Annotated in this window: 25 protein-coding genes and 1 pseudogene; 14 read left to right on the top strand and 12 right to left on the bottom strand. The window is 70.6% G+C overall.

Features of this window, described 5'->3' with window-relative positions; all coding sequences use genetic code 11:
* Positions 1–3: 3 nt before the first annotated feature.
* Positions 4–408: a nuclear transport factor 2 family protein gene (locus G3I78_RS08860; RefSeq protein ID WP_164422278.1), complete on the top strand. Its 405-nt coding sequence runs from the start codon at positions 4–6 to the stop codon at positions 406–408.
* Positions 409–430: 22 nt separating this feature from the next.
* Here the strand turns inward: G3I78_RS08860 and G3I78_RS08855 are convergent, their stop codons facing one another.
* Positions 431–1,852 (bottom strand): lipase maturation factor family protein, encoded by a 1,422-nt coding sequence (locus G3I78_RS08855; RefSeq protein WP_164422277.1) that lies wholly within the window; start codon positions 1,850–1,852, stop codon positions 431–433.
* A 157-nt stretch (positions 1,853–2,009) separates the two neighbouring features.
* Between G3I78_RS08855 and G3I78_RS08850 the strand changes: the two genes are divergently transcribed.
* Both G3I78_RS08850 and G3I78_RS08845 read left to right on the top strand, forming a co-directional pair.
* Positions 2,010–4,097 carry a SpoIIE family protein phosphatase gene (locus G3I78_RS08850; RefSeq protein WP_164422276.1) on the top strand — a complete coding sequence of 696 codons (2,088 nt, stop codon included), beginning with the start codon at positions 2,010–2,012 and terminating at the stop codon, positions 4,095–4,097.
* Positions 4,098–4,128: 31 nt separating this feature from the next.
* The gene (locus G3I78_RS08845) at positions 4,129–4,992 is read left to right on the top strand and encodes an Fpg/Nei family DNA glycosylase (RefSeq protein ID WP_164422275.1); all 864 of its coding nucleotides are present in this window, start codon (positions 4,129–4,131) and stop codon (positions 4,990–4,992) included.
* Between the two features lie 9 nt (positions 4,993–5,001).
* Here the strand turns inward: G3I78_RS08845 and G3I78_RS08840 are convergent, their stop codons facing one another.
* From G3I78_RS08840 to G3I78_RS08830, 3 genes are all read right to left on the bottom strand, one after another.
* A complete protein-coding gene (locus tag G3I78_RS08840; RefSeq protein WP_164422274.1) occupies positions 5,002–5,655 on the bottom strand; it encodes a zf-HC2 domain-containing protein in 654 nt (217 codons plus the stop codon).
* Positions 5,656–5,806: 151 nt separating this feature from the next.
* Positions 5,807–6,322, bottom strand: a complete 516-nt coding sequence (locus G3I78_RS08835) for a hypothetical protein (RefSeq protein ID WP_164422273.1) — start codon at positions 6,320–6,322, stop codon at positions 5,807–5,809.
* Between the two features lie 148 nt (positions 6,323–6,470).
* Positions 6,471–7,016 carry a sigma-70 family RNA polymerase sigma factor gene (locus tag G3I78_RS08830; protein ID WP_164422272.1) on the bottom strand — a complete coding sequence of 182 codons (546 nt, stop codon included), beginning with the start codon at positions 7,014–7,016 and terminating at the stop codon, positions 6,471–6,473.
* 199 nt (positions 7,017–7,215) lie between these two features.
* Here G3I78_RS08830 and G3I78_RS08825 point away from each other — a divergent pair, with 199 nt between their 5' ends.
* Entirely contained in the window at positions 7,216–8,364 is a 1,149-nt protein-coding gene (locus G3I78_RS08825) for a CapA family protein (protein ID WP_164422271.1), read from the top strand.
* Between the two features lie 22 nt (positions 8,365–8,386).
* Here the strand turns inward: G3I78_RS08825 and G3I78_RS08820 are convergent, their stop codons facing one another.
* Complete coding sequence (locus tag G3I78_RS08820; protein WP_164422270.1) at positions 8,387–8,863, bottom strand: MarR family winged helix-turn-helix transcriptional regulator; 477 nt, start codon at positions 8,861–8,863, stop codon at positions 8,387–8,389.
* Positions 8,864–8,935: 72 nt separating this feature from the next.
* Here G3I78_RS08820 and G3I78_RS08815 point away from each other — a divergent pair, with 72 nt between their 5' ends.
* Positions 8,936–9,751, top strand: a complete 816-nt coding sequence (locus G3I78_RS08815; protein WP_164422269.1) for an alpha/beta hydrolase — start codon at positions 8,936–8,938, stop codon at positions 9,749–9,751.
* 2 nt (positions 9,752–9,753) lie between these two features.
* Here the strand turns inward: G3I78_RS08815 and G3I78_RS51845 are convergent.
* Positions 9,754–10,077: pseudogene (locus tag G3I78_RS51845) on the bottom strand (hypothetical protein); the annotation flags it as partial.
* A gap of 152 nt (positions 10,078–10,229) precedes the next feature.
* The gene (locus G3I78_RS08805) at positions 10,230–10,691 is read right to left on the bottom strand and encodes a universal stress protein (RefSeq protein ID WP_164422268.1); all 462 of its coding nucleotides are present in this window, start codon (positions 10,689–10,691) and stop codon (positions 10,230–10,232) included.
* Between the two features lie 227 nt (positions 10,692–10,918).
* Between G3I78_RS08805 and G3I78_RS08800 the strand changes: the two genes are divergently transcribed.
* Positions 10,919–11,791 carry a polysaccharide deacetylase family protein gene (locus G3I78_RS08800; protein ID WP_164422267.1) on the top strand — a complete coding sequence of 291 codons (873 nt, stop codon included), beginning with the start codon at positions 10,919–10,921 and terminating at the stop codon, positions 11,789–11,791.
* 30 nt (positions 11,792–11,821) lie between these two features.
* Here G3I78_RS08800 and G3I78_RS08795 read toward each other — a convergent pair whose 3' ends face one another.
* Positions 11,822–12,493: a class F sortase gene (locus G3I78_RS08795; RefSeq protein ID WP_164422266.1), complete on the bottom strand. Its 672-nt coding sequence runs from the start codon at positions 12,491–12,493 to the stop codon at positions 11,822–11,824.
* A gap of 332 nt (positions 12,494–12,825) precedes the next feature.
* On the opposite strand from G3I78_RS08795, the gene G3I78_RS08790 reads away from it, so the two are divergent.
* A complete protein-coding gene (locus G3I78_RS08790) occupies positions 12,826–13,320 on the top strand; it encodes a hypothetical protein (RefSeq protein ID WP_164422265.1) in 495 nt (164 codons plus the stop codon).
* A 102-nt stretch (positions 13,321–13,422) separates the two neighbouring features.
* On the opposite strand, the gene G3I78_RS08785 is transcribed toward G3I78_RS08790, so the two are convergent.
* The 3 genes from G3I78_RS08785 to G3I78_RS52805 all read right to left on the bottom strand — a co-directional run bounded on the left by G3I78_RS08785 (position 13,423) and on the right by G3I78_RS52805 (position 15,078).
* The gene (locus G3I78_RS08785) at positions 13,423–13,956 is read right to left on the bottom strand and encodes a hypothetical protein (RefSeq protein ID WP_164422264.1); all 534 of its coding nucleotides are present in this window, start codon (positions 13,954–13,956) and stop codon (positions 13,423–13,425) included.
* A 204-nt stretch (positions 13,957–14,160) separates the two neighbouring features.
* On the bottom strand, positions 14,161–14,925 hold the full coding sequence (locus G3I78_RS08780; RefSeq protein ID WP_164422263.1) for a DUF4239 domain-containing protein: 765 nt from the start codon (positions 14,923–14,925) through the stop codon (positions 14,161–14,163).
* 21 nt (positions 14,926–14,946) lie between these two features.
* Entirely contained in the window at positions 14,947–15,078 is a 132-nt protein-coding gene (locus G3I78_RS52805; RefSeq protein ID WP_275424806.1) for a hypothetical protein, read from the bottom strand.
* 94 nt (positions 15,079–15,172) lie between these two features.
* Between G3I78_RS52805 and G3I78_RS51840 the strand changes: the two genes are divergently transcribed.
* From G3I78_RS51840 to G3I78_RS08760, 4 genes are all read left to right on the top strand, one after another.
* Entirely contained in the window at positions 15,173–15,469 is a 297-nt protein-coding gene (locus G3I78_RS51840; protein ID WP_239157706.1) for a hypothetical protein, read from the top strand.
* 389 nt (positions 15,470–15,858) lie between these two features.
* The gene (locus tag G3I78_RS08770) at positions 15,859–16,824 is read left to right on the top strand and encodes an SCO0930 family lipoprotein (protein WP_164422262.1); all 966 of its coding nucleotides are present in this window, start codon (positions 15,859–15,861) and stop codon (positions 16,822–16,824) included.
* Between the two features lie 290 nt (positions 16,825–17,114).
* Positions 17,115–17,936: an SAM-dependent methyltransferase gene (locus tag G3I78_RS08765; RefSeq protein ID WP_164422261.1), complete on the top strand. Its 822-nt coding sequence runs from the start codon at positions 17,115–17,117 to the stop codon at positions 17,934–17,936.
* A complete protein-coding gene (locus tag G3I78_RS08760) occupies positions 17,933–20,068 on the top strand; it encodes an EAL domain-containing protein (protein WP_164422260.1) in 2,136 nt (711 codons plus the stop codon). Before G3I78_RS08765 ends, G3I78_RS08760 begins: the two co-directional genes overlap by 4 nt.
* Before the next feature lie 130 nt (positions 20,069–20,198).
* On the opposite strand, the gene G3I78_RS08755 is transcribed toward G3I78_RS08760, so the two are convergent.
* Positions 20,199–21,086 carry a LysR family transcriptional regulator gene (locus G3I78_RS08755; RefSeq protein WP_164422259.1) on the bottom strand — a complete coding sequence of 296 codons (888 nt, stop codon included), beginning with the start codon at positions 21,084–21,086 and terminating at the stop codon, positions 20,199–20,201.
* 84 nt (positions 21,087–21,170) lie between these two features.
* Here G3I78_RS08755 and G3I78_RS08750 point away from each other — a divergent pair, with 84 nt between their 5' ends.
* The 3 genes from G3I78_RS08750 to G3I78_RS08740 are packed head-to-tail and all read left to right on the top strand — an operon-like array spanning position 21,171 to position 24,582.
* Positions 21,171–21,878, top strand: a complete 708-nt coding sequence (locus G3I78_RS08750) for a succinate dehydrogenase (protein ID WP_164422258.1) — start codon at positions 21,171–21,173, stop codon at positions 21,876–21,878.
* A 2-nt stretch (positions 21,879–21,880) separates the two neighbouring features.
* Positions 21,881–23,836, top strand: coding sequence for a fumarate reductase/succinate dehydrogenase flavoprotein subunit (locus G3I78_RS08745; protein ID WP_164422257.1), 1,956 nt, complete (start codon positions 21,881–21,883; stop codon positions 23,834–23,836).
* Complete coding sequence (locus G3I78_RS08740) at positions 23,833–24,582, top strand: succinate dehydrogenase/fumarate reductase iron-sulfur subunit (RefSeq protein WP_164422256.1); 750 nt, start codon at positions 23,833–23,835, stop codon at positions 24,580–24,582. The genes G3I78_RS08745 and G3I78_RS08740 overlap by 4 nt, the downstream gene beginning before the upstream one ends.
* The last annotated feature ends 218 nt before the right edge of the window (positions 24,583–24,800 follow it).

Below are 24,800 nucleotides of genomic sequence, written 5' to 3'. Positions count from 1 at the left end.
CACATGACAGCAGAGTCACCGGCGCAGACCGTGCAACGCCTGTTCCCGCTGCTCGCCGAGGGAAGAAGCGCGGAGGCGGCGGCGCTGTTCGCCGACTCGGTGTCCTTCTCGATCCCGCACCCGCCCGGCATCCCCTGGGTGCCGGAGGTCGACTCGGCGGACGGCGTGCGGATGTTCTTCGAACTGCTCGCGGCCCATGTGCGGGCGAAGGAGCTCGACCTGCGCCAGATCATCACCGACGGCGACGACGTGGTCCTCCTCGGGCGCATGGTCTCCGAGGTCAAGAAGACGGGCCGGGACATCGACACCGCGTTCGCCCTGCACACCACGGTCAGGGACGGGCGGATCACCCGCTACCACCTCTACGAGGACACCTACGCGGTCGCCAAGGCCTACTTCGGCGACTGAACACCCCGCGCCCCGCCGGGAGTCAGCGAGGTCGGGCCACCCCGATCAGCCGCGTCGGCGGCAGGTACTCGCGCACGAAGGTCCGCTCCCAGCACGCCCCCGTCGCCCGCAGCTCCCGCCACGTCGTGTACCGGTACCGGAACAGGCGGGCCCGGACGTAGCGGGGCGGGGCGTCGGCCGGGAACGGTGAGCGGCGCAGCAGCCCGAGCGTCGCCTCGTCGTTCTCCAGGAGCCGCTCGACCAGCGTGCCGAACCACGACTCGGCGTACGCGGGGGACAGCGCGGCGAACCACATCATCCAGTCCAGGCGCAGATGGTAGGGCGCGAACTGGCGCGGCCAGTGCCGGGGATCGCCCGGCTTGCCCCTGAACTCGTACTCCCGCCACTCGGAGTCCCCGCGCGGCACGTCGTCCGCCGTGCCCTCGACGACCACCTCGTAGCGGATCCGGCTGACGCTGCCGAACGCGCCGTAGGTGTTGACCAGATGGAGCGGGTCGAAGGAGCGGTTCATGATCTGGCGCCGGGAGAGCAGGTTGCGGACCGGGCGGTGGCTCAGGCCGAGCAGGAGCGCGGCGACGGTGAGGACCAGCACCTCGTACCAGAGCGGGGCGTCGGGCAGGGCCGGTGGATCGCCGCGCAGCCGTACCGCCGACAGCGCCAGCACCATCGTGATCCAGTTCAGCCAGGCGAAGTTGCCGGACAGCACCAGCCACAGCTGGGTCACGATCATCAGCGCGGCGGCCGTCGTGGCGATCGGCTGCGGGGTGAACAGGAGGAAGGGCACGACGAGTTGGGTGACGTGGTTCGCGGCCACCTCCACCCGGTGCAGCGGGCGGGGGAGATGGTGGAACCACCAGCTCAGCGGGCCCGGCATCGGCTGGGTCTCATGGTGGTGGTCGAGACAGGTGAGCTTGCGCCAGCAGGCGTCGCCCCGCATCTTGATCAGCCCCGCGCCGAACTCCACCCGGAACAGGATCCAGCGCAGCAGGAACAACACCACGACCGGCGGCGCCACTTCGTCGTTGCCGAGGAACACCGCGAGGAAGCCGACCTCCAGCAGCAGGGACTCCCAGCCGAAGCCGTACCAGGTCTGGCCGACGTTCACGATCGACAGATACAGCAGCCACGGCACCAGCCAGAGCAGCATCCCACCCCACAGCGGGAGCCGGGAGTCCAGTCCCGCCGCCAGCGCCACGGCGACCGCGCACCCCGTCCACGCGCAGCACGCGAAGAACCGGTCCGAGCAGTGGAGCTGGAACAGGCTGGGCGCCCGCCGGAACGGCACCCGTGCGACGAACCTCGGCACCGGCAGCATCCCGCGCTCCCCGAGCAGCGCCCGGAACTGCAGGGCCGCCGCCAGGAACGCCACGAAGTACAGACCGGCCAGAGCCCGCTGGAGGATCAGCCGGCTCAGCCAGTAGTCGGGTGCGGTGAACCAGTCCACAGCCGTGCGCTCCTGCCTCCAGTGTCGCGCCGTGTCCCCGCGTGACTCTCCGTGTACCTCCCTTCCGCTTCCGTAACCCAAGTGGGTGAAGCGGACGATAGTGACGAAAAGGAGGCCCCCGGTCGAAGAATCGGACAAATCCTGGCAAGGTGGCCCCATGGTTGATCGGGGAGCGAGCGCCCTGTCACTCCCGGACGACTGGCCCGCCCACCCGGATCCGATCCTGGCGCTCAACCGCATGGGCAGCTTCGACTGGGACCTGGACAGCGGCCTGTTCCACATGGACGCCCAGGCCCACGAGGTCTTCGACCTGCGCCCCGACGAATACGACGACAACCCCGTGAGCCTCGCCGTCCGGGTGCCGACGGCCGAGGCCCACCGCCTGGACGCCCTGGTCGCCCAGGCGATCAAGGACGGCAGCGAGAACTACGGCACCTACTTCCGGCTCCGCTGCCGCGACGGCAGTCTGCGCTGGACCCACACCCAGGGCTACATCCGCCGCGACGAGACGGGCCGCCCGCGCCGGATCATCGGCATCGTCCGCGACGCCACCCAGGAGATGGGCGAGCTGGAGGCCCGCAGGGAGCAGGCCGCCCAGGACGAGGCACGGCGCCGGCAGACCAACGTCGTGCAGCTCACCACCGCCGCCCTGGCCCACGCCCGGACCGTCCAGGACGTCATCGACGTCCTCAAGGACACCCACGGCCTCACCCACCTCGGCGCCACCAGCCTGGTCATGGGCCTGGTCGAGGCGGGCCGGATCCGGCTGATCGCCGAGGGCCCGGCGGGCAGCTTCGTGCCCGGCACCGACATCACCCGGATCGACGAGCCGTACCCGATGAGCGAGGCCGTCCGCACCCTCACCCCGCGCTTCATCGAGTCGCCGGAGGAGTTCGCCGAGCGCTACCCGGTCCTGTGGCCGCACATCACCGGCCTGAACATCACCTCCGCGGCCTACCTCCCGCTCATCGCGGAGGCCCGCCCGATCGGCGCCATGGGCCTGCTCTACAGCGACCGGTACGGCTTCACCCCGGAGGACCGCAACGTCCTCATCGCCCTCGGCAGCAGCATCGCCCAGAGCCTCCAGCGGGCCATGCTCTACGAGCAGGAGAAGGACCTCGCCACCGGCCTTCAGCAGGCCATGCTGCCCCGCACCATCCCCAGCGTGCCCGGCTCCGACGTCGCCGTCCGCTACCGGGCCGCCACCGGCGAGGGCTCCCTCGGGCGGGACATCGGCGGCGACTGGTACGACCTGATCCCGCTGCCCGGCGGCCGGGTCGGCGCCGTCATCGGGGACGTCCAGGGCCACGACACACACGCCGCCGCCGTCATGGGCCAGCTGCGGATCGTCCTGCGGGCCTACGCCGCCGAGGGGCACACCCCGGCCACCGTGATGGCCCGTGCCTCCGTCTTCCTCCACGAACTCGACACCGACCGCTTCGCGACCTGCCTGTACGCCGAGGCCGACCTGGCCACCGGGGTCGTCCAGGTGGTCCGCGCGGGCCATATCGACCCGCTGGTCCGGCAGGCCGAGGGCAGCTGTCGCCGGGTGACCGTGGACGGGGGGCTGCCGCTGGGGCTGTCCGCCGAGTTCGGGCAGCTCGACTATCCCGTGGGCACCGTCGAGCTGGACCCCGGCGACACCCTGCTGCTGTGCACCGACGGACTGGTCGAACAGCCCGGCGCCGACCTCGACGACGGCATGCAGACCCTCACCACCGTCGTCGCCGCGGGCCCCGCCGACGTCTGGGAGCTCGCCGACCGGCTCATCGAGGTGGCCGAGGAGCGCGGCGGCGACGACGACGTGGCGCTGCTCCTGCTGCGCCGGCGCGGCCTGGACGCCCCGCAGACCGGCGGGCGGCTCCAGCAGCACGTGGCCCCGGGCGACCCCGAGGCCCTCACCCAGGCCCGGCACATGATCCGGGCCGCGGTCGGCGCCTGGGGCGCGCGGGAGCGCTCCGACGAGATCGAACTGGTCGCCGACGAGCTGATCACCAACGCCCTGATGCACACCGAGGGCTCCGCGATCGTCACCCTGCGGGTCCTGACCGGCTCAGGGCGGCGGATGCGCGTCGAGGTCGAGGACTCCTCCAGCGCCCTGCCGCGCCGCCGGGAGGCCGGGGAGTCGGGCGTCTCCGGCCGCGGCCTGCTCCTGGTCGACCTGCTGTCCGACGTGTGGGGCGTGGAGGCGCGGGGCGGCGGGAAGTGCGTGTGGTGCGAGTTCGCGGTGCCGGAGCGGAGCTGACCACAGCCGTCCCCGGTGGCACTCTGGACGTATGCCGGAACTCCCCGAGGTGGAAGCGCTCAAGGACTTCCTCACCGAGAACCTGGTCGGCCACGAGATCGTGCGCGTGCTGCCGGTGGCCATCAGCGTCCTGAAGACGTACGACCCTCCCCTCACCGCTATCGAGGGCCACGAGGTGGTCGCCGTGCACCGGCACGGCAAGTTCCTGGACCTGGAGACGGCCGGTGGCCCCCGTCTCGTCACCCATCTGGCCCGTGCGGGCTGGCTGCACTGGAAGGACCGCCTCCCCGACGGACCGCCCCGGCCCGGCAAGGGCCCCCTCGCCCTGCGCGTGGCCCTGGAGACCGGCGCGGGCTTCGACCTCACCGAGGCGGGCACGCAGAAGCGTCTCGCGGTGTACGTGGTGCGGGAACCGGGGGAGGTCCCCGGGGTGGCGCGGCTGGGCCCCGACCCCCTGGCCGACGACTTCGACGAGGCCCGCCTGACCGCCCTGCTCAAGGGAGAACGGCGGCAGCTCAAGGGTGCCCTGCGCGACCAGGGCCTGATCGCCGGTGTCGGCAACGCGTACAGCGACGAGATCCTGCACGCCGCGAGGATGTCCCCGTTCAAGCCGACCTCGACCCTCACGCCGGAGGAGACCACCAGGCTCTACGAGGCGCTGCGCGGGACCCTCACTCAGGCCGTAGAGCGTTCCCGCGGTCTCGCGGCCGGCCGCCTGAAGGCGGAGAAGAAGACGGGCCTCCGCGTCCACGGCCACACCGGCGACCCCTGCCCGGTGTGCGGCGACACCATTCGCGAGGTCTCCTTCAGCGACTCCTCGCTCCAGTACTGCCCGACCTGCCAGACGGGCGGCAAGCCGCTCGCGGACCGGAGGATGTCGCGCCTGCTCAAGTGATCCGGCGCCTCAGCCCGGGTCCAGCGTCACCAGATGCTCGCCGCCCGCCGTACGCACCTCGTAGTGGTCGATCTGGTCGGCGTGGAAGGTGGAGCTGCCCATCATGGTGTTCTCGCCGGTGTGGTGACGGGGGGCGTTCCAGCCGGTCACCGTCTCCTCGGTGCCGTCGGTGCTGATCGCCACGAGGTGACAGGCGCGGGGGCCGGCCTCGTCCTTGACCTTCAGCTCCACCTGGGTGCCCCACTCCTCGTCCTCGGTGGTGACCTGCGCCCAGACCCCGGAGCGGGCGTCGGTGGCCTCGACGCTGGCCGTGCCGCCCGAGTCGCCGCCCGCCAGCATCGCCAGCGTGGGCCCGCCCACGGCCAGGACCACCGAGGCGGCCACGGCGTACAACAGCCGCCTGCGGCGCGCCCGGTGACGGGCCGCCACCTCGCCGAGCAGCCGGTTGAGGAGCTGCGGGCCCGGCTGGGCCATCGGGTGCACGACCCGGGGTGTCGCCCGCCGGTACAGCATCATCTGACGGGTGGTGGGCCCGAACTCGGTCACGTGTGCCGCGCACTTGGGGCACTCCATGAGGTGGTCCTCGAAGCGGAAGGCCTCCGCCTCGTCCAGCACGCCGAGCGCGTACGCGCCGACGTCGCGATGCCTCTCCAAGGACCTCATGCGGAAACCTCGTGCCGTTGGGTGTGGGTGGGGTTACTCCTTGCTCCCACCGGTACGCACCAGCCCGCCGAATCACTCAAGGCACGCACAGAATCGTAACCAAGGGATTCGGAGCGGACGGGGCCGAGGATTGGTCCGTGGAGAAAAGAACTTAAAAAAGATGGATGGCGAGGTGCCCCAGCGGCAGTCCGAGCTGCCAGGCGGGCGTCCACACCTTCGGTCCCTCGTCCTCACCGATGCCCGAACCGCCGCCCGGCACCGCGTTCAGATCGGGTGCGAGCAGCTCCGTCTCCTCCAGCCAGCGCCAGGCCGCGGACGCCAGTTCGAGGTCGGGGGTGGGCTCGCCGGCGGCGACCGCCTCGGCGGTGAGACCGGCCAGCCGCTCGCAGACCCAGTCCTGCCACGGCTGGTCGTACGCCGTCAGCGACAGCCAGTTCTCCAGCTGCGAGACGACCTGGATACCGGAGAGCTCGCCCTCGGTGTCGGACAGGAAGACGGTCAGCGCCAGGGCGTCGCGCCCGGCGCGGAACTCGAAGGACGTCGGCGGCATCAGATCGCCGGACCGCAGCAGCTCGTCGGCGATGTACTCGGCGTACAACCAGGCCATGGGAACGACCAGTTCGCCGCCGCCGGTGCCGTCCGTGCTCTCTTGACCTCTGTGCAGCATCCCTTCCTGCCTTCCTCCGGTGCGTGCGCGTCGCCCGTCGCCGGGTCCCGGTGAAGGGACCTCATCCGGAACACGGATGAGGACAGCCGATTACTCAACCGGGGTCCTCAGCAAGGCACTTTACGGAGGTTTGACTTTTCCATTGGTTTCACCGCAGGTCGGCCGCGTATCCAGGAAGTACCCGGCGCAGGGCGCGCAGCGCGTAGTACGCGCGGGACTTCACGGTACCGGGCGGAATCCCGAGCACCTCGGCGGCCTCCGCCACACTCGCCCCCTGGAAATACACCAGCACCAGGACTTCGCGGTGCTCCGGAGTGAGTGTCTTCACAGCCTCGCGTACGTCGAGGGTGGCGGCCGCCCGTTCGGCGTGATCGGCGCACACCCGCGCGTTCTCGAGGACCGCGTCCCCGACCTCGGCCGGACGCGCCTGCCGGGCCCGGCGTGCGTCGATCGCGAGCCGCCGTCCCACGGTCAGCAGCCATGGCCGTACGGAGTCGAAGTCGTCGGCGCGCAATGCCTCGGGATGCTGCCAGGCGCGCACGAGGGTCTCCTGCACGAGGTCCTCGGCGCGTTGCCGGTCGCCGTCGCTGAGCCGGAGCAGGAGCGCGAAGAGGGGCCGGCCGTGCTCCCGCTGCAGTGCGGCGAGCTCGTGCTCGGCGGTCGTCCCGTTCGTGAGGGTGGTTCCGGCCGTCATGGCCGTATGGCACCTCAGGGCGGCAGCGGGGGACAGAGGGCGCACAGGGATCTGCGGCGGACGGTCGATCGCGTCGACGAACGGTCCGATGAACGGTCCCTTCCGCCCCGGACGGGTCAAGAAGGCGGCCAGGCCGTTTGCGGACACGGGCAAGCTCATACCTATTCGTCAGTAAATATGACCAGAGTGGGGTGAGCTGATGATTGCACGCAGACGGCAGATTGCCCTGGCCCTCACGGCACTTCTCGCCGGAGGAGCGGCCTGCCAGGCGCACGACCACGACACGCCAGGGCACCCGGCCCCGTCCGCCGCCGCACCACGCGGCTTCACACTCGTCGCCTCCGGTGACGTCCTGCCGCACAGCTCGATCATCGACCGGGCCCGCTTCGACGCCGGCGGCCACGGCTACGACTTCCGCCCGATGCTCGCCGGGGTCCGGTCCGTCGTCTCCCGCGCGGATCTGGCGCTGTGTCACATGGAGACCGTCTACGGCGCGAACGGCGACTACACCGGATACCCGACCTTCAAGTCCCCGCCCGAGGTGGCCCAGGCCCTCGCGGCCACCGGTTACGACGGCTGCTCCACCGCCTCCAACCACAGCCTCGACGACGGCGCCGACGGCATCCGCCGCACCCTCGACGCCCTGGACCGCGCGGGCGTACGGCACGCCGGATCGGCCCGGACCGACGCCGAGGCGCGGACGGTCACCGTCCTGCGCGCGGGCCCGGCCAAGGTCGCGCACCTCGCCTACACCTACGACACCAACGGCTTCCCGCTGCCCCAGGGGCAGCCCTGGGCGGTCAACCTGATGGACGAGAACCGGATCATGGCGGACGCGCGGGCCGCCCGTAAGGCGGGCGCCGACGTGGTCGTCGTATCGCTGCACTGGGGCACGGAATGGCAGGACGCGCCCGACGAGCGGCAGTTGGCCCTGGCCCGCGACCTCACGGCGGCCCGCACCGGGAACCGCCCCGACATCGACCTGATCCTCGGCACCCACGCCCATGTCCCGCAGGCGTACGAGAAGGTCAACGGCACCTGGGTGATCTACGGCATGGGGGACCAGATCGCCGGTGAGATGTTCAACCACGAGGGCGCCCAGGACCCGCGCGGCAACCAGTCCACGCTCGGCCGCTTCACCTTCGCGCCGCCCGCACGGGCCGGTGAGCGCTGGCGGGTCGCCAAGGCGGAGTTCGTGCCGCAGATGTTCGACGTGGACGCGGGGCGGGTGGTGAACCTGAACCGGGCGATCGCGCAGGGCGCCGATCTGGAGGGCGTGCGCGACCGCATCCGGGAGGTCGTGCTGAGCCGGGGCGCGGGCGACGCGGGGCTCACGATGGGGCAGTAGGCCTGCTCTCGCCCCTGCGCTGTCAGTCCACGTCCACGTGGTCGAAGGTGCGCAGCATCTCCTTCAACACGCGGACGCACGCCCGGAGTTCGGCGTCGGTCAGCTCGCCGCCGCCGACCTGCCGGTTCAGGGCGTGCTCGCGCGCGAGGATCGCGGTGATGACGGCCACGCCCTGGTCCGTGATCCGGATCAGCGAGGACCGCTGGTGGGCGGGGTTCGGTGTGGCCTCCACCCAGCCCCGGTCCATCGCGTCATTGGTCATGCGCTGCACGAACTGCCGGGTCAGCGCCATGATCCGGGCCATCTGGGGAACCGTCATGGGCCCGTACCGGTGCAGCAGGACGAGGACGGACCGTACGCCGACGGACACGCCCCCGACCGCCTCGTCCTGCTCCAGCTTGCGCAGGCCACGCCGGTAGAGCGCGCCGACCAGGTCGAACACCTCGCTGACCCGGTCGCCGAGATCGTCGGGTGGCAGTGGCTCGTCGATGTCGTTCACCCGCTCATCATGCCCCGGTTCATCATGACAACCTGGTTGTCAAAATTCCTCGAACATGACACCTTGGTTGTCATGACAGCTGCTTCGGAACTGAGCTTCTTCGCATCTGCCGACGGGGACATCGCCTACCTCGACACCGGAGCGGGGGACCTGGTGGTCCTCCTGCACTCCGGCTACGTCGACCACCGCCTCTTCGAGGCCCAGATCCCCGCCCTGGCCGCCCGTCACCGTGTCGTCGCCGTCGACATCCGCGGCCACGGCTGGACCGACAACGCCACCGAGCCCTTCCGCTGGGCCGACGACCTCGCCGGCCTGCTGCGTCACCTCGACGCGGGCCCCGCCGCGCTCGTCGGCGTCTCGATGGGCGGGGCCGTCGCGGGCGACACCGCGATGGAGTACCCGGAACTGGTCCGGGGGATCGTGCTGAGCGGGGCCTCGGTCAGCGACTTCCGGTACACCCACGAGTGGACGCGACGGGTCGTCGCCGAATCGACCGAGGCCCTGCACACGGGCGACGTCGAAGGCTGGCTCAAGGTGTTCCTCGGGTCCGTCGCCGGCCCTTTCCGCCGCCTCGACGAGATCGACCCGGCCGTCCCGGAGCGGCTGCGCGAGATGGCCCTGCACACCATCGCCAAGCACACGCCGGGCGAGAAGGACTGGCACGTGCCGCTGACCGACACCTGGGCCCGGGTCCCGAGGATCGGCGTCCCGGTGCTCACCGTCAACGGCACGCTCGACTCACCCGACCTGCTCGACGACGCGGAACGCTTCGCCCGTACGGCCCGCCACGGCCGCTCGGTCCTGGTGGAGGGCACCTCGCACTTCCCCAACCTGGAGCGGCCCGAGGAGTTCGACGCGCTCGTGCTGGACTTCCTGGGGTCCCTCTGACGCCTCGCCAGTGCCGAACGCTTGTACGAGTACCCGAAACAGATGCCAGTAGCGCAGCACGATCACCGCCGCGCACACCACCACGAACGCCGGCGGGAACCCGGCGATGGCGGCCGACGCGAAGCCGACGATGCACGTCACGCGCGTGGGCACGTGCCGCGTCGATCACACCCACCGCGATCACGTCCGCGAGCCCGCCGAGGCCCACCGACTTGAACGCCGTCGCCGCACCGGTGAACGCCCCGCCGACGCCGTACGGGAAGAACGACCAGGAAGCCGAAGTAGCCGGAGATGCCGATCGCGACCACCGCCACGATCGCCGTGTACCGGTCTGCGGCGGAGAATCCCCTCGCCCATCCGGAGCCCGGCCATGCGCCTCACCTCTTCGCGTTCGGCGAACGGCTGACGGCCGATCATGACGGACCCGGTACCGCCGGTACGGAAGACGCAGCGCCACCCCCGTCAGCGACAACCGCGGCTACGGCACCACGGTCACCGGCCAGCGCCCCGCCTTGACCAGCCGCACCGCCACGGAACCCACGATCCGATGGCCCGCCTGCTCCGAGGCGCCGACCACCACCGCGTCGGCCGTGAGCTCGTCCGCCGCCTTCACCAGACCGCTGTAGGGGTCGCCGCGGAAGGTGTGGAACTCCCAGCGCACATCGAATATCCCCTTCGTGCGCTCGGTCGCCTCCCGGATCTGCGCGACCAGGTCCTCGGCGATCGCGTCGGTGGTCTCGGCGACCGGGGCGCCGAGCGCGGCGCCGGCGGCGAGCACCGGCTGGACGTACACGACGGCGAGCAGCGCGTGCTGCCGCCGGGCCAGACCTCCCGCGTACGCGGCGGCACGGAGCGAGGAGTCCGAGCCGTCCACCCCGACCACGATGACCTTGGGACCGTCCGTACCCCGCTCGAACCGGTGCGCATGCTGTTCCGTCACGGCTGTGAGGCTATCGGAAGCCGCAGGTCCGGACGGCATACGGGACCTGTCGGCAGGACCGCGCAAGTTTTTCGGGACGGGGGGACCACAAGGGCGGGCCTGCCGCCGGCTTTGTCCTGACGTCCCGTCATGCGCGGGGCGGTATCGCTGGGCCGGGTGGGTGTATTCGTGCCGCCGCACCGGTGTTGCTGAGGTGCGTCGGCGGTCCGCCGGGCGACTGATGAGTCATGACGAAGGATCAGTTGCTCACCCGGCTGTCGTCGAAGGCGGCGGCGGTGCTCACCCGGCGTCGGGCCCTGCTGGCCGGCGCCGCCGCGGTCGGCGCGGCCGGCACCGCAGGAGTGCTCGCCGCGGTCACCGGCGAGGAGCCCGTCCGTCCGGCCCTCCCCGCCGCGGGACCCCCGGCCGCGGCCCGACCGCTCAAGCCCTCGGCCTACCGCCTCCAGCCCCTGACCGGATACGGCCCGCCCCAAGCGGCCCACCGCAAGACGCTCGTCCGCCACGAGCCGATGCTGAAGGTCTCAGGACGCGGCAGGACCATGGTGCTGACCTTCGACGACGGACCCGACCGCCGCTACACCCCGCACATCCTGGACACCCTCGCCGAGTACGACGTACGCGCGATGTTCTTCGTGTGCGGCGAGATGGCCGTCGACAACCAGGACCTGCTGGCCCGGATGGCCGACGAGGGACACGTCGTCGGCAACCACACCTGGTCCCACCCGCTGCTCACCCGGCTCAGCCGTTCCCGCATCCGCTCCGAGATGGAACGCACCTGCGATGTCATCGAGGACGCCTACGGGGAACGCCCCGAGTGGTTCCGCGCGCCCTACGGAGCCTGGAACCGGACCGCTTTTCAACTCGGCGCCGAACTCGGCATGGAACCCCTGGCCTGGACCGTCGACACCCTCGACTGGACCACCCCCGGCACCCGCAGCATCGTCGGCCGGGTCGAGAACGGCGCCGCCCCCGGCGTCGTGGTGCTCTCGCACGACGCCGGGGGCGACCGCTCCCAGAGTGTCCGGGCGCTGCGCGACTATCTCCCGCAACTCCTCGACTCCGGCTACCACATCACCGTTCCGCGACGGCAGTACGCCTAGCCGCAATTCGCCCGCCCGGTCGGGGAACGCTCAGCGGACCTCGACCAGGCGGGCGAAGGCGACGACGTTCCCGGCATATCCGGTCTGCTTCGAGAAACCGCCCCCGCAGGTGATGACCCGCAATTCGGGGGTGCCCTTGGAACCGTAGACACGGTCGCCGGGGAAATTGCTCTTCTCGAAGACCTCGATGCCGTAGATCTCGAAGATCGCCGTCTTTCCGTCCTTGCGTCTCACCTCGACGCGATTTCCCTTCTTCAGGGCCCCGAGTCCGTAGAACACGGCGGGGCCCTGCTTGTTGTCGACATGGCCCACGACGACGGCGGTGCCCTTCTCGCCGGGGGAGACCCCGCCGGTGAACCAGCCCGCCAGGTTCGGGTCCTCCGGCGGCGGCGCGCCGACCCAGCCGTCCGCGTCCAGGCCCACCGGCATCACCGGCGCGTCGACCTGGATCGCCGGGATGGAGACCCGGTCGGGCACGCCGTAGGGCAGCGGAGCGACGGAGTTGCCGAAAGTGGTGCCGTGTACCCGGCTGTCCGCCGCGGCCGCCGACGCGGGCTGCGGCGGCCCGACGTCGAACTCCCCCGAACCGTTCCGGATGAGCGCGAGGCCGGTCAGCAGAACAAGCGCTATCACGCCCCAAGGAGCGCGCTTCTTCCGCTGCTCCTCCTCTTCGGCCAGACCGGCCAGCTCGGACGCAGACATTGACTTCCCCTCTCGACGCGGCCGTCGCCACGTCATTCGCGCATACGAGAACGCTAAGTCGCACACGTGCAACCTGCGACGGGGCGGAGGCGAACGGGTGGCCCCCGAATGCGGGTGGTGCGCCATCCGAGTTGCCGTGAACAGGAATTTTCTGACGGTCCGTGACCTGCGGAGATATCCGATTGTGCGCTTTTCCTTCGGCGTGTCCTCTCACCAGGACGGACCATTGTCGAAATGCGGGTCCGGGCAAGGCATCTGAGGGTCTTTCTGGGAGGCGCTTTCTCGCCGATCCACCGGGGACCGTTCCCGGGGCGTCTTCCGCGGAGGATCACATGCGTACTACTCGTGCCCTGGCGGCCGCCGGCGCCGCGGTCGCCCTCGCCGGCCTTGCCGCTCCGGTCGCCGTCGCCAAGGACGGCATGAACATCAGCCCGAGCAACATCGTCGTCCTGCCCAGCGTGATCGCCCGCGGCGGTCAGCTGACCATCACCGTGGACGGCTGCCCGTCGGGAGGCACCGCCACCTCCGACGCGTTCTCGTCGACGCCGCTGACCCAGGTCACCGGTACCAACACGGCCAGGGGTACCGCGGTGGTGAGCACGCGCGCCGCCACCGGGGCGCACTCCGTCACGGTCAACTGCAGCAGCAAGACCCTGACGAACCCGGCCGCCTTCACCGTCATCGGCGGCGTCCGCGGCGGTCTCGGCGGCAGCAGCTCCACCGGGGCCACGCCGACCGACATGGCCATCGGCGGCGGTCTGGTGGGGCTGGCCGTCATCGGCGGCGGGGTCTTCTGGATGCGCCGCAGGTCCGAGCGGCGCATCTGATCTCCGCCCCCTTCGGAGACTTCTGACCGCACGTGACACAGACCTCCGCCCCGGACTCCGAGAGGAGCCGGGGCGGAGGTCTGTGCGGGTCGGGCGGAGCCGTCAGGCGCCGTCGTCCCCGGTGCGGCGGCGGGAGAAGTGGTACGCCGCCCCGATCGAGCCCATGATCAGCGCGGCGCCCATGCCGAGTTCCTTGAGGTCGAACCCGGCGAGGCTGCCGCCCTCACCTGCGTGCACACCCCGGCCCGGGTAGACCGGTACCGGAGTGGGGCCGACCGGACGGCCACCGGCGATCGTCAGGCCCGTGGACCCGCTCACGCCGTCGCAGGTGAACGTCACCTGGTAGACCGCCCCCGGCTTGACGTCCCAGTCGACGACCGCCGTCGCCTGACTGCTCCCGGACGGGATTCTGGTGGTGTCGAAGACCGCCGACGTGACCGTGACCTTGCCCTTGCAGCCACCGCTGTTCCGGTCGACTTGGAGCGTCACCTGTCCGCCCGCGGCGATGGTCGAGGGCAGGACGCTGAAGCCGAAGGGCGTGATGTTGTTGTCGCCCTTCGCGACGGCGGCCGGTGCGGAGAAGGTCAGGGCGGTCACGCCCAGCAGTGCGGCCGAAGCGACGCGTATCGCGCGCATGGTGGATCCTCCGGTCCCCGAGGAGCAGCTGCGGACCTTTTCCGCTTGCGCCTGAAATGCACCTCGATGACCGAAACGCTAGGAACAGGTGTACGTCCGCGCTATCACAGTCGCGCGAATGGGGCACAGATGTGGGCCGCTCAGGGGACGTCGACGGCGTGTCGACGCCGGACGTCCCCCGGGGCCACCCGTGGTGAGACGCCGTCAGCCCTTGACGCCCGGGAAGAGCGCGAGGAACGGCTCGGCCGACGCCGTGATGCCCCTGCTGTAGGGGGCGTCGAAGTCCCAGATCAGGAAGAGCAGGAAGACGATCAGCGTGGAGAACAGGCCGGCGAGGATCAGCTCGCGCGGAGTTCGCCGGATCTGGAGGGCGAAGATCATGCCGATGGTGACGACGCCTCCGCCGAGCAGTCCGATCCAGACCACGCCGGGCATGGTGGGCGCGACCGAGTCGGCACGGGCGTTGCGGGCCTGGTCGACCGCGGCCACCTGGTCGACGAGCGGCTGGTAGGCCTGGGCCTGGAAGTCGGTCGTCGGCTGGTAGGAGGTGACGTCCTTCCGGATCCGGTCGAGGAGTTCGGTGCCCCGCGTGGTCGTCCGGTCGTGGTCGGCCATCTCCTTCCACTCCACGGTGACGACGTGTCCGACATAGGCGTTGACATCGGCCCGAATACGGTCACGGGCGTCGGCCGGGTAGGCCTGCACCCGCTCCGAGATCTCGTGCAGCGCCTGGGCCTCGGCCTGGACGTGGTCCTGGGCGGCGCTGCGGGCCTCCCAGACGCCCGCGATGGCCAGCCCGAGGACGATGGCGTACACCACCCCGATCCACATCGTCATGTACTCGATGACGTCCGGGGTCTCGTTGGGATCCTCGTCCACGGCCGCCGCCTTGTGGCGGAGCAGGGTGATGCCGACCACCACGGCACAGGTGGCCAGCGCGGCGAGGACGAGAACAAGCCATTCCGGCAAGGGATGCCTCCAGGATCGGCACTAGCGGGGCCGCAGTGCGGCCACGGCGACCACCGCGGGCGCGGTGATGAGCAGGACGTAGACGACGGGGGACGTCGTGCTGTGCGTGGGCCGGTCGGGCGCCTTCGCGTGGTGGTAGGCCGGGTAGGTCACCGGGGTCACGGAAGGGCGCGGGGTCGGCTTGGGCGACGGCGTCCGGGTCGGGGTCGGAGCGGGCGTGGGCGTCGGGGTGGGTGTAGGAGTGGGTGTGGGGATCGGCCGCGGGCGCGGCGCGGCCGGCTGCGGTGCCGGCTCGGGCGGCGGGGGAGACGGTGGCGGTGGCTCGGGCGTGGGGGTCGGGGTGGGCTTCGGCGGCTTCCGGGTCGGAGGCGGCTTCGGCGTGGGGTCGGGCGTCGGCGTCGGTGTCGGAGTGCACGGGGGCTCGGTCGGGGTCGGTTCGGGCGGGGGAGGCGGCTTGGGTTTCGGGCACGGCGGAAGGGTGGGCCAGCTGAGGCTTCCGGCCACCGCCACGACCTCGGCGCCCTCCGGGCCGATCGAGGCGTAGGCGCAGGCGTCCGCCTCGGCCACCCCGGCCGTCGGGCCGATCAGTGCCCACGTCAATGTCAAGAGCGCCAACACCCGTATGGCGGAGGCGGATTGAGACGATTCGGGTCGATGCACGACGGAGATCATGAGGCAGCCCGCCGCCTCTCACGCGCGGGCGCGAAGAGATTGCTCCGAAGGAGGGATAAAAGGTAGCCGGAGGTTTGAATCGCGGGCGCTCGCGCGTCCGATGAGGCGGGCGTGTGTGCGAGCTGGGGCGGGTGGTGTCACAGCTTCCGAAAAGAAATTTTCGGTGCGGTTGAACACAACCCCTGTCCCGGCGCGTACCCATGGTCGTGCGGCGGCGCAGCAGGGCGCTGCAACACCCTAAGAAATTATGGGGAGTTGACGATGAAGACCTCCTGGCGGAGCGCCTCGCTCGTGGCGAGCGCGGCGGCAGTGCTGGCGCTGACGACGGCGTGCGGTCAGGAAGGCGGCACCTCGTCGGTGGGCAGCCAGAACGTCGGCGCCACGGCGGCGGCGGGCGGTTACGGCGGTGTGGGCTCCGGCATCGGGACCGGTGTCAGCCCGAGCGCGAGTTCGACCGCGGCCGGCCAGGGCAGCAACCTGGGTGCCCAGTCGGCCTCGGCCGGAAAGCTGCAGGTTTCCGCGAACGCCGAGCTCGGTGACGTGCTGACCGACAGCAACGGCATGTCCCTCTACCGCTTCGACGAGGACACCGCCGAGCCGCCGAAGTCGAACTGTGACGGCGACTGCGCCAAGGCCTGGCCGCCGGTTCCCGCGGACGACGCCTCTGCCGGTGCCGGTATCGACAAGGCACTGCTCGGCGAGGTGACCCGCACCGACGGCAGCAAGCAGCTGACCATCGGCGGCTGGCCGGCCTACCGCTATGCGAAGGACACCAAGGCGGGCGACCTCACCGGCCAGGGCGTGGGCGGCAAGTGGTACGCCCTGGCACCCACCGGCAAGAAGGCCTCGGTCGCCAGCCTGCCCGGACTGTCCACGCGCAACGACCCGAACCTGGGCGAGATCGTCGTCGACAAGAACGGCATGACGGTCTACCGCTTCCTCAAGGACAAGGCCTGGCCCGAGCCGGTCTCCAACTGCAACGGCGCCTGCCTGGAGAAGTGGCCGGTCGTCGCGCCGGTGTCGTCCAACGACACCAAGGGCGTCCAGAAGAAGGGCCTGATGAGCTTCACCCGCTCCGACGGCGTCAAGCAGCAGACGGTCAACTGCTCGCCCATCTACACCTTCGCGGACGACAAGGAGCCCGGAGACACCAACGGCCAGGGTGTCGGCGGCACGTGGTACGCGGTCGCCCCCGACGGAAAGCTGGTCGGCGCCCCCGAGAAGTGACGAAGGCGTCATCGCTCCACCGGTCCACCGGTCCGACCTCTCCGCGCCGCACGGAGGGGTCGGGCCGGTTTGCCGTCATTCCCCCCAACTCCCCGCGAGTCGGCGCCCACTTCGGAACTCTCCGGAGTGCGGCGCCTACGTTTCGTAGGGAACGCACAGGGCTCGCGAGCGGCACGTGCCGCAGGCAGTGACCTGGAACGGACGGTCAATTTCCGTTTCCACTCGCTCCATTGGCGGGCGATCAGTAGCCTCAGCTCGAACACCGGATCGTCTACGCCGAGGAGAGACAGATGGAGCGACCCGCCTGGGCTCCCCGGAGCATCGACATCTCGGTGCCGAGCGTCGCGCGGATCTACGACTTCTACCTGGGCGGTTCGCACAACTTCGAGGCCGACCGGGCGGCGGCCCGCAAGGCGATGGAGTTCGCTCCGGGGCTGCCGAAGATCATGCAGGCGAACCGGGCGTTCATGCGGCGGGCCGTGCGCTTCGCGACCGACGAGGGCATCACCCAGTTCCTGGACATCGGCTCCGGCATCCCCACCTTCGGCAACGTCCACGAGGTCGCCCAAGGCGCCAGCCCCGGCGCCCGCGTCGTCTACGTCGACCACGACCCGGTGGCCGTCGCGCACAGCAGGGCGGTCATCGCGGACAACCCGGACGCGGGCGTGGTGGCGGCCGACCTCCGCAAGCCCGAGGAGATCCTGCAGAGCCCCGAAGTCCAGGGGCTGATCGACCTGAACCGTCCGGTCGCGCTGCTCCTCGTTGCCATACTGCACTTCGTGGAAGACGCGGACGACCCCTACCGAGCGGTGGCACGGCTGCGCGACGCGCTCGCGCCCGGCAGCCTGCTGGTGCTGACGCACGCCGCGTACGAGGGAATCCCGCTGTCGCAGGAGCAGGTGCAGGGCGCGATGGACGTGTACGAGGACATCCGCAACCCGCTGATCATGCGCTCGCACGACGAGATCGCACGGTTCTTCGAGGGGTACGACATGGTGGAACCCGGGCTGGTGCCGATGCCGCGGTGGCGGCCGGAGTCGGAGAACTGGGACCCCGACGACGAGGATCCGTGGGCCTTCTCCCAGTTCGGCGGCGTGGGGCGGACGGCGTGAGCGCGGAGCCGGACGGCCCGGAGGACAGACTGCGCCGGTTCGCGACGATCTGGAGCCGGGCCGTGTACCCGGTGACGTCGACGTCCTCGACCCGGTCGGAGTTCGAGGAGCAACTGCTCCCGCTGGCCCGCCGGTTGAGCGAGGCACTCGCCGCCAGGGTCGTCGACATGGACGAGGGCCGGGCGGTGGGCGCCGCGCTCGTCGCCGCGCACTGCACGGACCCGGACGCGCTGACCCGCTCCCTGGACTGCGTCGACGCCTATCTGGTGCTCTACTGCGGCGGCGAGGGCGACCAGGAGGACCTGCGCAGCCGCTCCGCGCGGCTCCAGCACGCCATGGCCGCCGGGTTCGCGCAGGCGCTGCGCGAACGCACGCTGGCCGAGCAGGAGTCCATCGCCCAGGCCGCCCTGGAGGCGCAGGGCGTGGTGGCACAGGCGCTGCACGCGACCGAGGCCCGGTTCCGGGCGGTGTTCGAGGGCGCGGCCATAGGAATCGGCATCGCCGACCTGGACGGCAACGTCCTCCAGGTCAACGGCGCGCTGCTGCGCATGTTCGGCCTCACCGACCAGAGCATGCGCGGCCGCCGGGTCCAGGAGTGGACCCACCCCGAGGACGCGCCCCAGACCTGGACGCTCTACGACGAACTTGTCCGCGGCGAGCGCGAGCACTACCACCTCGAAAAAGCCTTCTACCGCCCCGACGGCACGGTCCTGTGGACCAACCTGACGGTCTCCCTGCTGCGCGACGCCGACGGCGTCCCGCAGTACCAGCTGGCCCTGATGGAGGACACCACCGAGCGCCGGCTGCTCAACCTCCGGCTGCGCTACGAAGCCACCCACGACGCGCTCACCGGGCTGCCCAACCGCACCCTGTTCTTCGAGCGCCTGGAGAAGGCGGTCAGCGCGGGCGAGGGCCAGCGGTTCGGCCTGTGCTACCTCGACCTCGACGGCTTCAAGACCATCAACGACAGCCTCGGCCACGCGGCCGGCGACCGGCTGCTCGTCGAGGTCGCCGACCGGCTCCAGTCCTGCGCGACCGCGCCCGGCGAGATGGTGGCCCGGCTCGGCGGCGACGAGTTCGTGGCGCTGACCACCGGCCCGGACACCGAGAGCGAGGTCGACGAACTCGCGGCGCGCATCATGAACGTACTGATCGCCCCGGTCCGCATCGACGGCCGGGAGCTGACCGTGCGCGGCAGCATCGGCATCGTCGAGGGCCCGGCGGGGGAGCGCGGCCCCGCGGAGGTGCTGCGCAGCGCCGACATCACGATGTACCGGGCCAAGTCGGCGGGCGGCAACCGCTTCGAGCTGGCCGACCCGGAGGCCGACGCCCGCGCCATCACCCGGCACGGACTGACCACACAGCTGCCCGCGGCCCTGGAGCGGGGCGAGTTCTTCATCGAGTACCAGCCGCTGGTCCACCTCGGCGACGGCAGCGTGCGTGGCGCGGAGGCGCTGGTGCGCTGGCTGCATCCGCAGCACGGCGTCCTCGGCCCGGACCGGTTCATCCCGCTCGCCGAGCACACCGGGCTGATCGTGCCGCTCGGCCGCTGGGTCCTGGAACAGTCGGTGCGCCAGGCCCGCGAGTGGCGAGAACGGTACGGGGAGAGCGGCCCGCTCCGCATCAACGTCAACCTCTCGCCCTGCCAGCTCACCCACCCCGGCCTGGTCCAGGACACCGTGGACATCCTGGAGCGCACGGGCGTGGCCCCCGACGCGCTCTGCCTGGAAGTCACCGAGTCGGCCCTCATCGGCGCCGACGACGACCTGCTCAAGCCGCTGCGCCGGCTCGCCGAGATGGGCGTCGACATCGCCCTGGACGACTTCGGCACCGGCTACTCGAACCTGGCGAACCTCCGCCGCCTCCCGGTCAGCGTCCTCAAGCTGGACCGCTCCTTCACCCAGAGCATGCAGCAGTTCCCCGCGGACCCGGTCGACCTCAAGATCGTCGAGGGCATCGTCTCGCTCGCCCACAGCCTGAACCTCGCGGTGACGGTCGAGGGTGTCGAGACCGGCGCCCAGGCCGAACAGCTGCGGATACTGGGCTGCGACACGGCCCAGGGGTGGTACTACGCCCGCCCGGGCCCACCGGAGCGCCTGCACGAGCTGGCCCTGGTGGACGCGACGGGCTAGCCGTACCCACCCAGGGGCGCGGGGCCGTATCGACATGCGGCCCCGCCGCGTCTGCGCGACCAGCCCACATGCGACCCCCGCGCCCCGAACCGGTCCGAGCCCCCACGACGCATCCGGGCACAGACACAGCTCACCGCTCCAACAACATCCGCTGAAGCTCCCGCGCGGCCCGAGGCGGAGCCACGTCACTGCGATGAGCCAGCGCGATCGTCCGATGCAACCCCGGCCGAGCCAACGGAGTCACCCGCAGCCCCCGCCCCGACCGGGTGGCGACCATCCGCGGCACCACGGCCACCCCCAACCCCGCCCGGGCGAACCCCAGCACCGCGTCCATCTCACCCCCCTCCACCGCGAAGTCCGGCTCGAACCCGGCGGAGCGACACGCGGCGACGGTGAGTTCGCGCAGGTCGTAGCCGTGCCGGAACATCACCAGGCGCTCGCTCTCCAGATCGGCGATGCGCACGGTACGACGGCCCGGGCCGCCCGGCGGATCGGCCTCCGGCGACGAGACGACGACCAGGTCCTCGCGCAGCAGCTCGACCGTGGTCAGCGCCGGTGACGGGGTGGGCAGGGGCAGGACCACCAGGGCCAGGTCGAGGGCGCCGCGCGCGAGTTCCCGTACGAGATCGTGGGAGCCGCCCTCCTCGATCAGCAGCCGGATGCCGGGGTAGCGGTCGTGGAAGGCGCGCAGCACGTCCGGCAGCAGGCCCGTGCACAGACTCGGGGTCGCGCCCAGCCTGATTCGGCCGCCGCGCAGCTGCACCAGCTCCTGCACCTCGTGCCGGGCGGTGTCCGCGTCGGCCAGGATGCGGCGGGCCAGCGGGAGCAGTGCCTCGCCGGCGTCGGTGAGCGTGATGTTGCCGCGCGCCCTCAGGAACAGATCGGCCCCCAACTCCCGCTCCAGTGCCTTGATCTGCTGGGACAGGGACGGCTGCGCCACATGGACGAGGTCGGCGGCGCGGGTGAAGTGCCGGGTCTCGGCGACCGCCACGAAGTACTGAAGCTGCTGGAACTGCACCCCACCATCATAGGCTCCGCCTATTGAAACGACCGGGACCATGTCTTGGACCGATGGGCACCTTCGGCTCTAGCGTCTTGACCCATGGCTCTGGCAACGCGGACGGACCGACGGCCGTCCCTCGCACGCACCGTGTGGGACTCCTCCGTCGGCAAGAAGACCGTGATGGCGGTCAGCGGTCTGATCATGCTGCTGTACCTGGTCGTGCACATGATCGGCAATCTGAAGATCTTCTTCGGGGCGGGCGAGTTCAACCACTACGCCCACTGGCTGCGCACCGTCGGCGAACCCTTCATGCACTACGAGTGGACGCTCTGGCTGATCCGGATCGCGCTGGTCGTCGCGGTGGTCGCGCACGCCACCTCCGCGTACCAGCTCAGCCGCCGCGACATCAGGGCGCGGCCCGGCAAGTACGTGCACAGGAAGGCCCGGGCGAGCTACGCCACCCGCACCATGCGCTGGGGCGGGATCATCCTCGGCCTGTTCATCGTCTGGCACATCCTCGACCTGACCACCGGCACCGTGCACTCCGGCGGCTTCCAGGAGGGCCACCCGTACCAGAACGTCGTGGACACCTTCTCCACCTGGTACGGCAACGTCATCTACATCGTTGCGATGCTCGCCCTCGGCCTGCACGTCCGGCACGGCTTCTGGAGCGCCGCCCAGACCCTCGGCGTCGGCAGCCGCACCCGCGACCGCGCCCTCAAGGCCACGGCGAACGTCCTCGCACTGCTGCTCACGGCCGGCTTCATCGCCGTACCCGTGGGTGTCATGACCGGAGTGGTGAGCTGAACATGACGTACCCCCACTACGCGGACTACACGACCGGTACTCCGCTGACCGACGACAAGGCGCCGTCCGGGCCCGTCAACGAGCGGTGGGACACCCGCCGGTTCGAGGCGAAACTCGTCAACCCAGCCAACCGCCGCAAACACACGGTGATCGTCGTCGGCACCGGACTAGCGGGCGGCTCCGCGGGTGCCACGCTCGCCGAACAGGGCTACCACGTCGTCCAGTTCTGCTACCAGGACTCCCCGCGCCGCGCCCACTCCATCGCCGCGCAGGGCGGCATCAACGCGGCCAAGAACTACCGCAACGACGGTGACTCCATCCACCGGCTCTTCTACGACACCGTCAAGGGCGGCGACTTCAGGGCCCGCGAGTCCAACGTGCACCGCCTGGCGCAGATCTCCGTCGAGATCATCGACCAGTGCGTGGCGCAGGGCGTGCCCTTCGCGCGGGAGTACGGCGGTCTGCTCGACACCCGCTCCTTCGGCGGGGTGCAGGTCTCGCGGACCTTCTACGCCCGCGGGCAGACGGGCCAGCAACTGCTGCTGGGGGCGTATCAGGCGCTGTCGAGGCAGATCGCGGCCGGGAACATCGAGATGCACCCGCGCACCGAGATGCTCGACCTGATCGTGGTGGACGGCAAGGCGCGCGGGATCGTGGCCCGGGACCTGATCACCGGGCGCATCGACACCTACTTCGCGGACGCCGTCGTCCTGGCGAGCGGCGGTTACGGCAACGTCTTCTACCTCTCGACGAACGCCATGAACTCCAACGCCACCGCGATCTGGCGAGCCCACCGGCGTGGTGCCCACTTCGCCAACCCGTGCTTCACTCAGATCCATCCGACCTGCATCCCGCGCACCGGCGATCACCAGTCCAAGCTGACGCTGATGAGCGAGTCGCTGCGCAACGACGGCCGGATCTGGGTGCCCAGGGCGGCGGGCGACACCCGGCCGGCGGACCAGATCCCCGAGGACGAGCGCGACTACTACCTGGAGCGCATCTACCCGTCCTTCGGCAACCTGGTCCCGCGCGACATCGCCTCCCGGGCCGCGAAGAACGTCTGCGACGAGGGCAGGGGAGTCGGCCCCGGCGGACAGGGCGTCTACCTCGACTTCGCCGACGCCATCGCGCGAATGGGACGCAAGGCCGTCGAGGCCAAGTACGGCAACCTCTTCGACATGTACCAGCGGATCACCGACGAGGATCCGTACCGGGTGCCCATGCGGATCTACCCCGCCGTGCACTACACGATGGGCGGACTGTGGGTCGACTACGACCTCCAGACCACGATCCCCGGCCTGTTCGCGATCGGCGAGGCCAACTTCTCCGACCACGGGGCCAACCGGCTCGGCGCCTCCGCACTGATGCAGGGTCTGGCCGACGGCTACTTCGTGCTGCCCGCCACCATCAACGACTACCTCGCCCGCAACCCGCACCAGAGCAAGGTCACCGACGAACACCCCGTCGTCCAGGAGGTGTTGGCGGAGACCGAGGACCGGATCAACCTGCTCCTCGCCGTCGACGGCGACCGTACGCCCGACTCCTTCCACCGCGAAGTCGGCGAACTCATGTGGGAGTTCTGCGGGATGGCCCGCACCGACTCCGGTCTGCGCAAGGCACTTGAGCGCATCCCGCAGATCCGTGAGGAGTTCTGGCGGCGCATCAAGGTGCCGGGCACCGGCGAGGAGTTCAACCAGTCGCTGGAGAAGGCGAATCGCGTCGTCGACTACCTGGAGCTCGCCGAGCTGATGTGCCTCGACGCGCTGCACCGCGCGGAGTCCTGCGGCGGTCACTTCCGCGAGGAGTCCCAGACACCGGACGGCGAAGCCGCCCGCAGGGACGACGAGTTCGCCTACGCGGCGGCCTGGGAGTTCACCGAGACGGGCGCGGCTCCCGTCCTGCACAAGGAAGACCTGGTCTTCGAGTACGTCCACCCCACCCAGCGGAGCTACGCATGAAGCTCACCCTGCGCGTCTGGCGGCAGAAGAACGCCGACGCCGACGGAGCGATGTCCACGTACGAGGTGGACGGCATCTCGTCCGACATGTCCTTCCTGGAGATGCTGGACACCCTCAACGAGGAGCTCATCCTGCGTGGTGAGGACCCGGTGGCCTTCGACCACGACTGCCGCGAGGGGATCTGCGGCGCGTGCTCCCTGGTCATCAACGGCGACGCCCACGGCCCCGAGCGCACCACCACCTGCCAGCTGCACATGCGGTCCTTCTCGGACGGCGACACGATCGACATCGAACCGTGGCGGGCATCGGCCTTCCCGGTGATCAAGGACCTGGTCGTGGACCGGTCGGCCTTCGACCGCATCATCCAGGCCGGCGGCTACATCACGGCCCCCACCGGAGCCGCACCCGAGGCCCACGCCACACCGGTCCCGAAACCGGACGCCGACTTCGCCTTCGAGCACGCCGAGTGCATCGGCTGCGGGGCCTGCGTGGCGGCCTGTCCCAACGGGGCGGCGATGCTGTTCACCTCCGCGAAGGTGAACCACCTCAACGTCCTGCCCCAGGGCGCACCCGAACGGGAGACGCGGGTGCTTGACATGGTGGAGCAGATGGACGCGGAAGGCTTCGGCGGCTGCACACTGGCTGGCGAGTGCGCGACCGCGTGCCCCAAGGGGATCCCGCTGGTGTCCATCACCAGCATGAACAAGGAGTGGCTGCGAGCCACGCGAAAAGCGGGCAAGCGGTAGCACGGCGCCGCTTCGGGGCGCGCCCACAGACGTTCGCCGATCAGCGCGGACGGGTGGGGCCGGACGTGGTGCTCAGGTCCGGCCCCACCACGCCTGGCCGTCCTCCGGACACCGGCGTGACACCGTCCGGTCGACGGACGCGGAGGCCCCGGACACCTTGTGCGAGGCGTTCAACCGCCGCACATCCGCGCGCTCTGAACCCGTCACGTACACGCCAA

It is taken from the genome of Streptomyces sp. SID13726, from assembly GCF_010548375.1.
In the GTDB taxonomy this organism is placed as follows: domain Bacteria; phylum Actinomycetota; class Actinomycetes; order Streptomycetales; family Streptomycetaceae; genus Streptomyces.
The sequence above is the reverse complement of the archived record's forward strand: the minus strand, read 5'-3'. Positions and strand labels throughout refer to the sequence as shown.

What these genes read in the sequence shown, in the direction of transcription:
- G3I78_RS08830 (WP_164422272.1), bottom strand. Translation starts at nt 7,016, where the DNA reads ATGACGGCCGGAACCACCCTCACGAACGGGACGACCGCCGAGCACGAG.
- G3I78_RS08840 (WP_164422274.1), bottom strand. Translation starts at nt 5,655, where the DNA reads ATGAGGTCCTTGGAGAGGCATCGCGACGTCGGCGCGTACGCGCTCGGC.
- G3I78_RS08800 (WP_164422267.1), top strand. Translation starts at nt 10,919, where the DNA reads ATGACGAAGGATCAGTTGCTCACCCGGCTGTCGTCGAAGGCGGCGGCG.
- G3I78_RS08790 (WP_164422265.1), top strand. Translation starts at nt 12,826, where the DNA reads ATGCGTACTACTCGTGCCCTGGCGGCCGCCGGCGCCGCGGTCGCCCTC.
- G3I78_RS08850 (WP_164422276.1), top strand. Translation starts at nt 2,010, where the DNA reads ATGGTTGATCGGGGAGCGAGCGCCCTGTCACTCCCGGACGACTGGCCC.
- G3I78_RS08785 (WP_164422264.1), bottom strand. Translation starts at nt 13,956, where the DNA reads ATGCGCGCGATACGCGTCGCTTCGGCCGCACTGCTGGGCGTGACCGCC.
- G3I78_RS08750 (WP_164422258.1), top strand. Translation starts at nt 21,171, where the DNA reads ATGGCTCTGGCAACGCGGACGGACCGACGGCCGTCCCTCGCACGCACC.
- G3I78_RS08795 (WP_164422266.1), bottom strand. Translation starts at nt 12,493, where the DNA reads ATGTCTGCGTCCGAGCTGGCCGGTCTGGCCGAAGAGGAGGAGCAGCGG.
- G3I78_RS08825 (WP_164422271.1), top strand. Translation starts at nt 7,216, where the DNA reads ATGATTGCACGCAGACGGCAGATTGCCCTGGCCCTCACGGCACTTCTC.
- G3I78_RS08860 (WP_164422278.1), top strand. Translation starts at nt 4, where the DNA reads ATGACAGCAGAGTCACCGGCGCAGACCGTGCAACGCCTGTTCCCGCTG.
- G3I78_RS08835 (WP_164422273.1), bottom strand. Translation starts at nt 6,322, where the DNA reads ATGCTGCACAGAGGTCAAGAGAGCACGGACGGCACCGGCGGCGGCGAA.
- G3I78_RS08845 (WP_164422275.1), top strand. Translation starts at nt 4,129, where the DNA reads ATGCCGGAACTCCCCGAGGTGGAAGCGCTCAAGGACTTCCTCACCGAG.
- G3I78_RS08815 (WP_164422269.1), top strand. Translation starts at nt 8,936, where the DNA reads ATGACAGCTGCTTCGGAACTGAGCTTCTTCGCATCTGCCGACGGGGAC.
- G3I78_RS08745 (WP_164422257.1), top strand. Translation starts at nt 21,881, where the DNA reads ATGACGTACCCCCACTACGCGGACTACACGACCGGTACTCCGCTGACC.
- G3I78_RS08740 (WP_164422256.1), top strand. Translation starts at nt 23,833, where the DNA reads ATGAAGCTCACCCTGCGCGTCTGGCGGCAGAAGAACGCCGACGCCGAC.
- G3I78_RS08770 (WP_164422262.1), top strand. Translation starts at nt 15,859, where the DNA reads ATGAAGACCTCCTGGCGGAGCGCCTCGCTCGTGGCGAGCGCGGCGGCA.
- G3I78_RS08765 (WP_164422261.1), top strand. Translation starts at nt 17,115, where the DNA reads ATGGAGCGACCCGCCTGGGCTCCCCGGAGCATCGACATCTCGGTGCCG.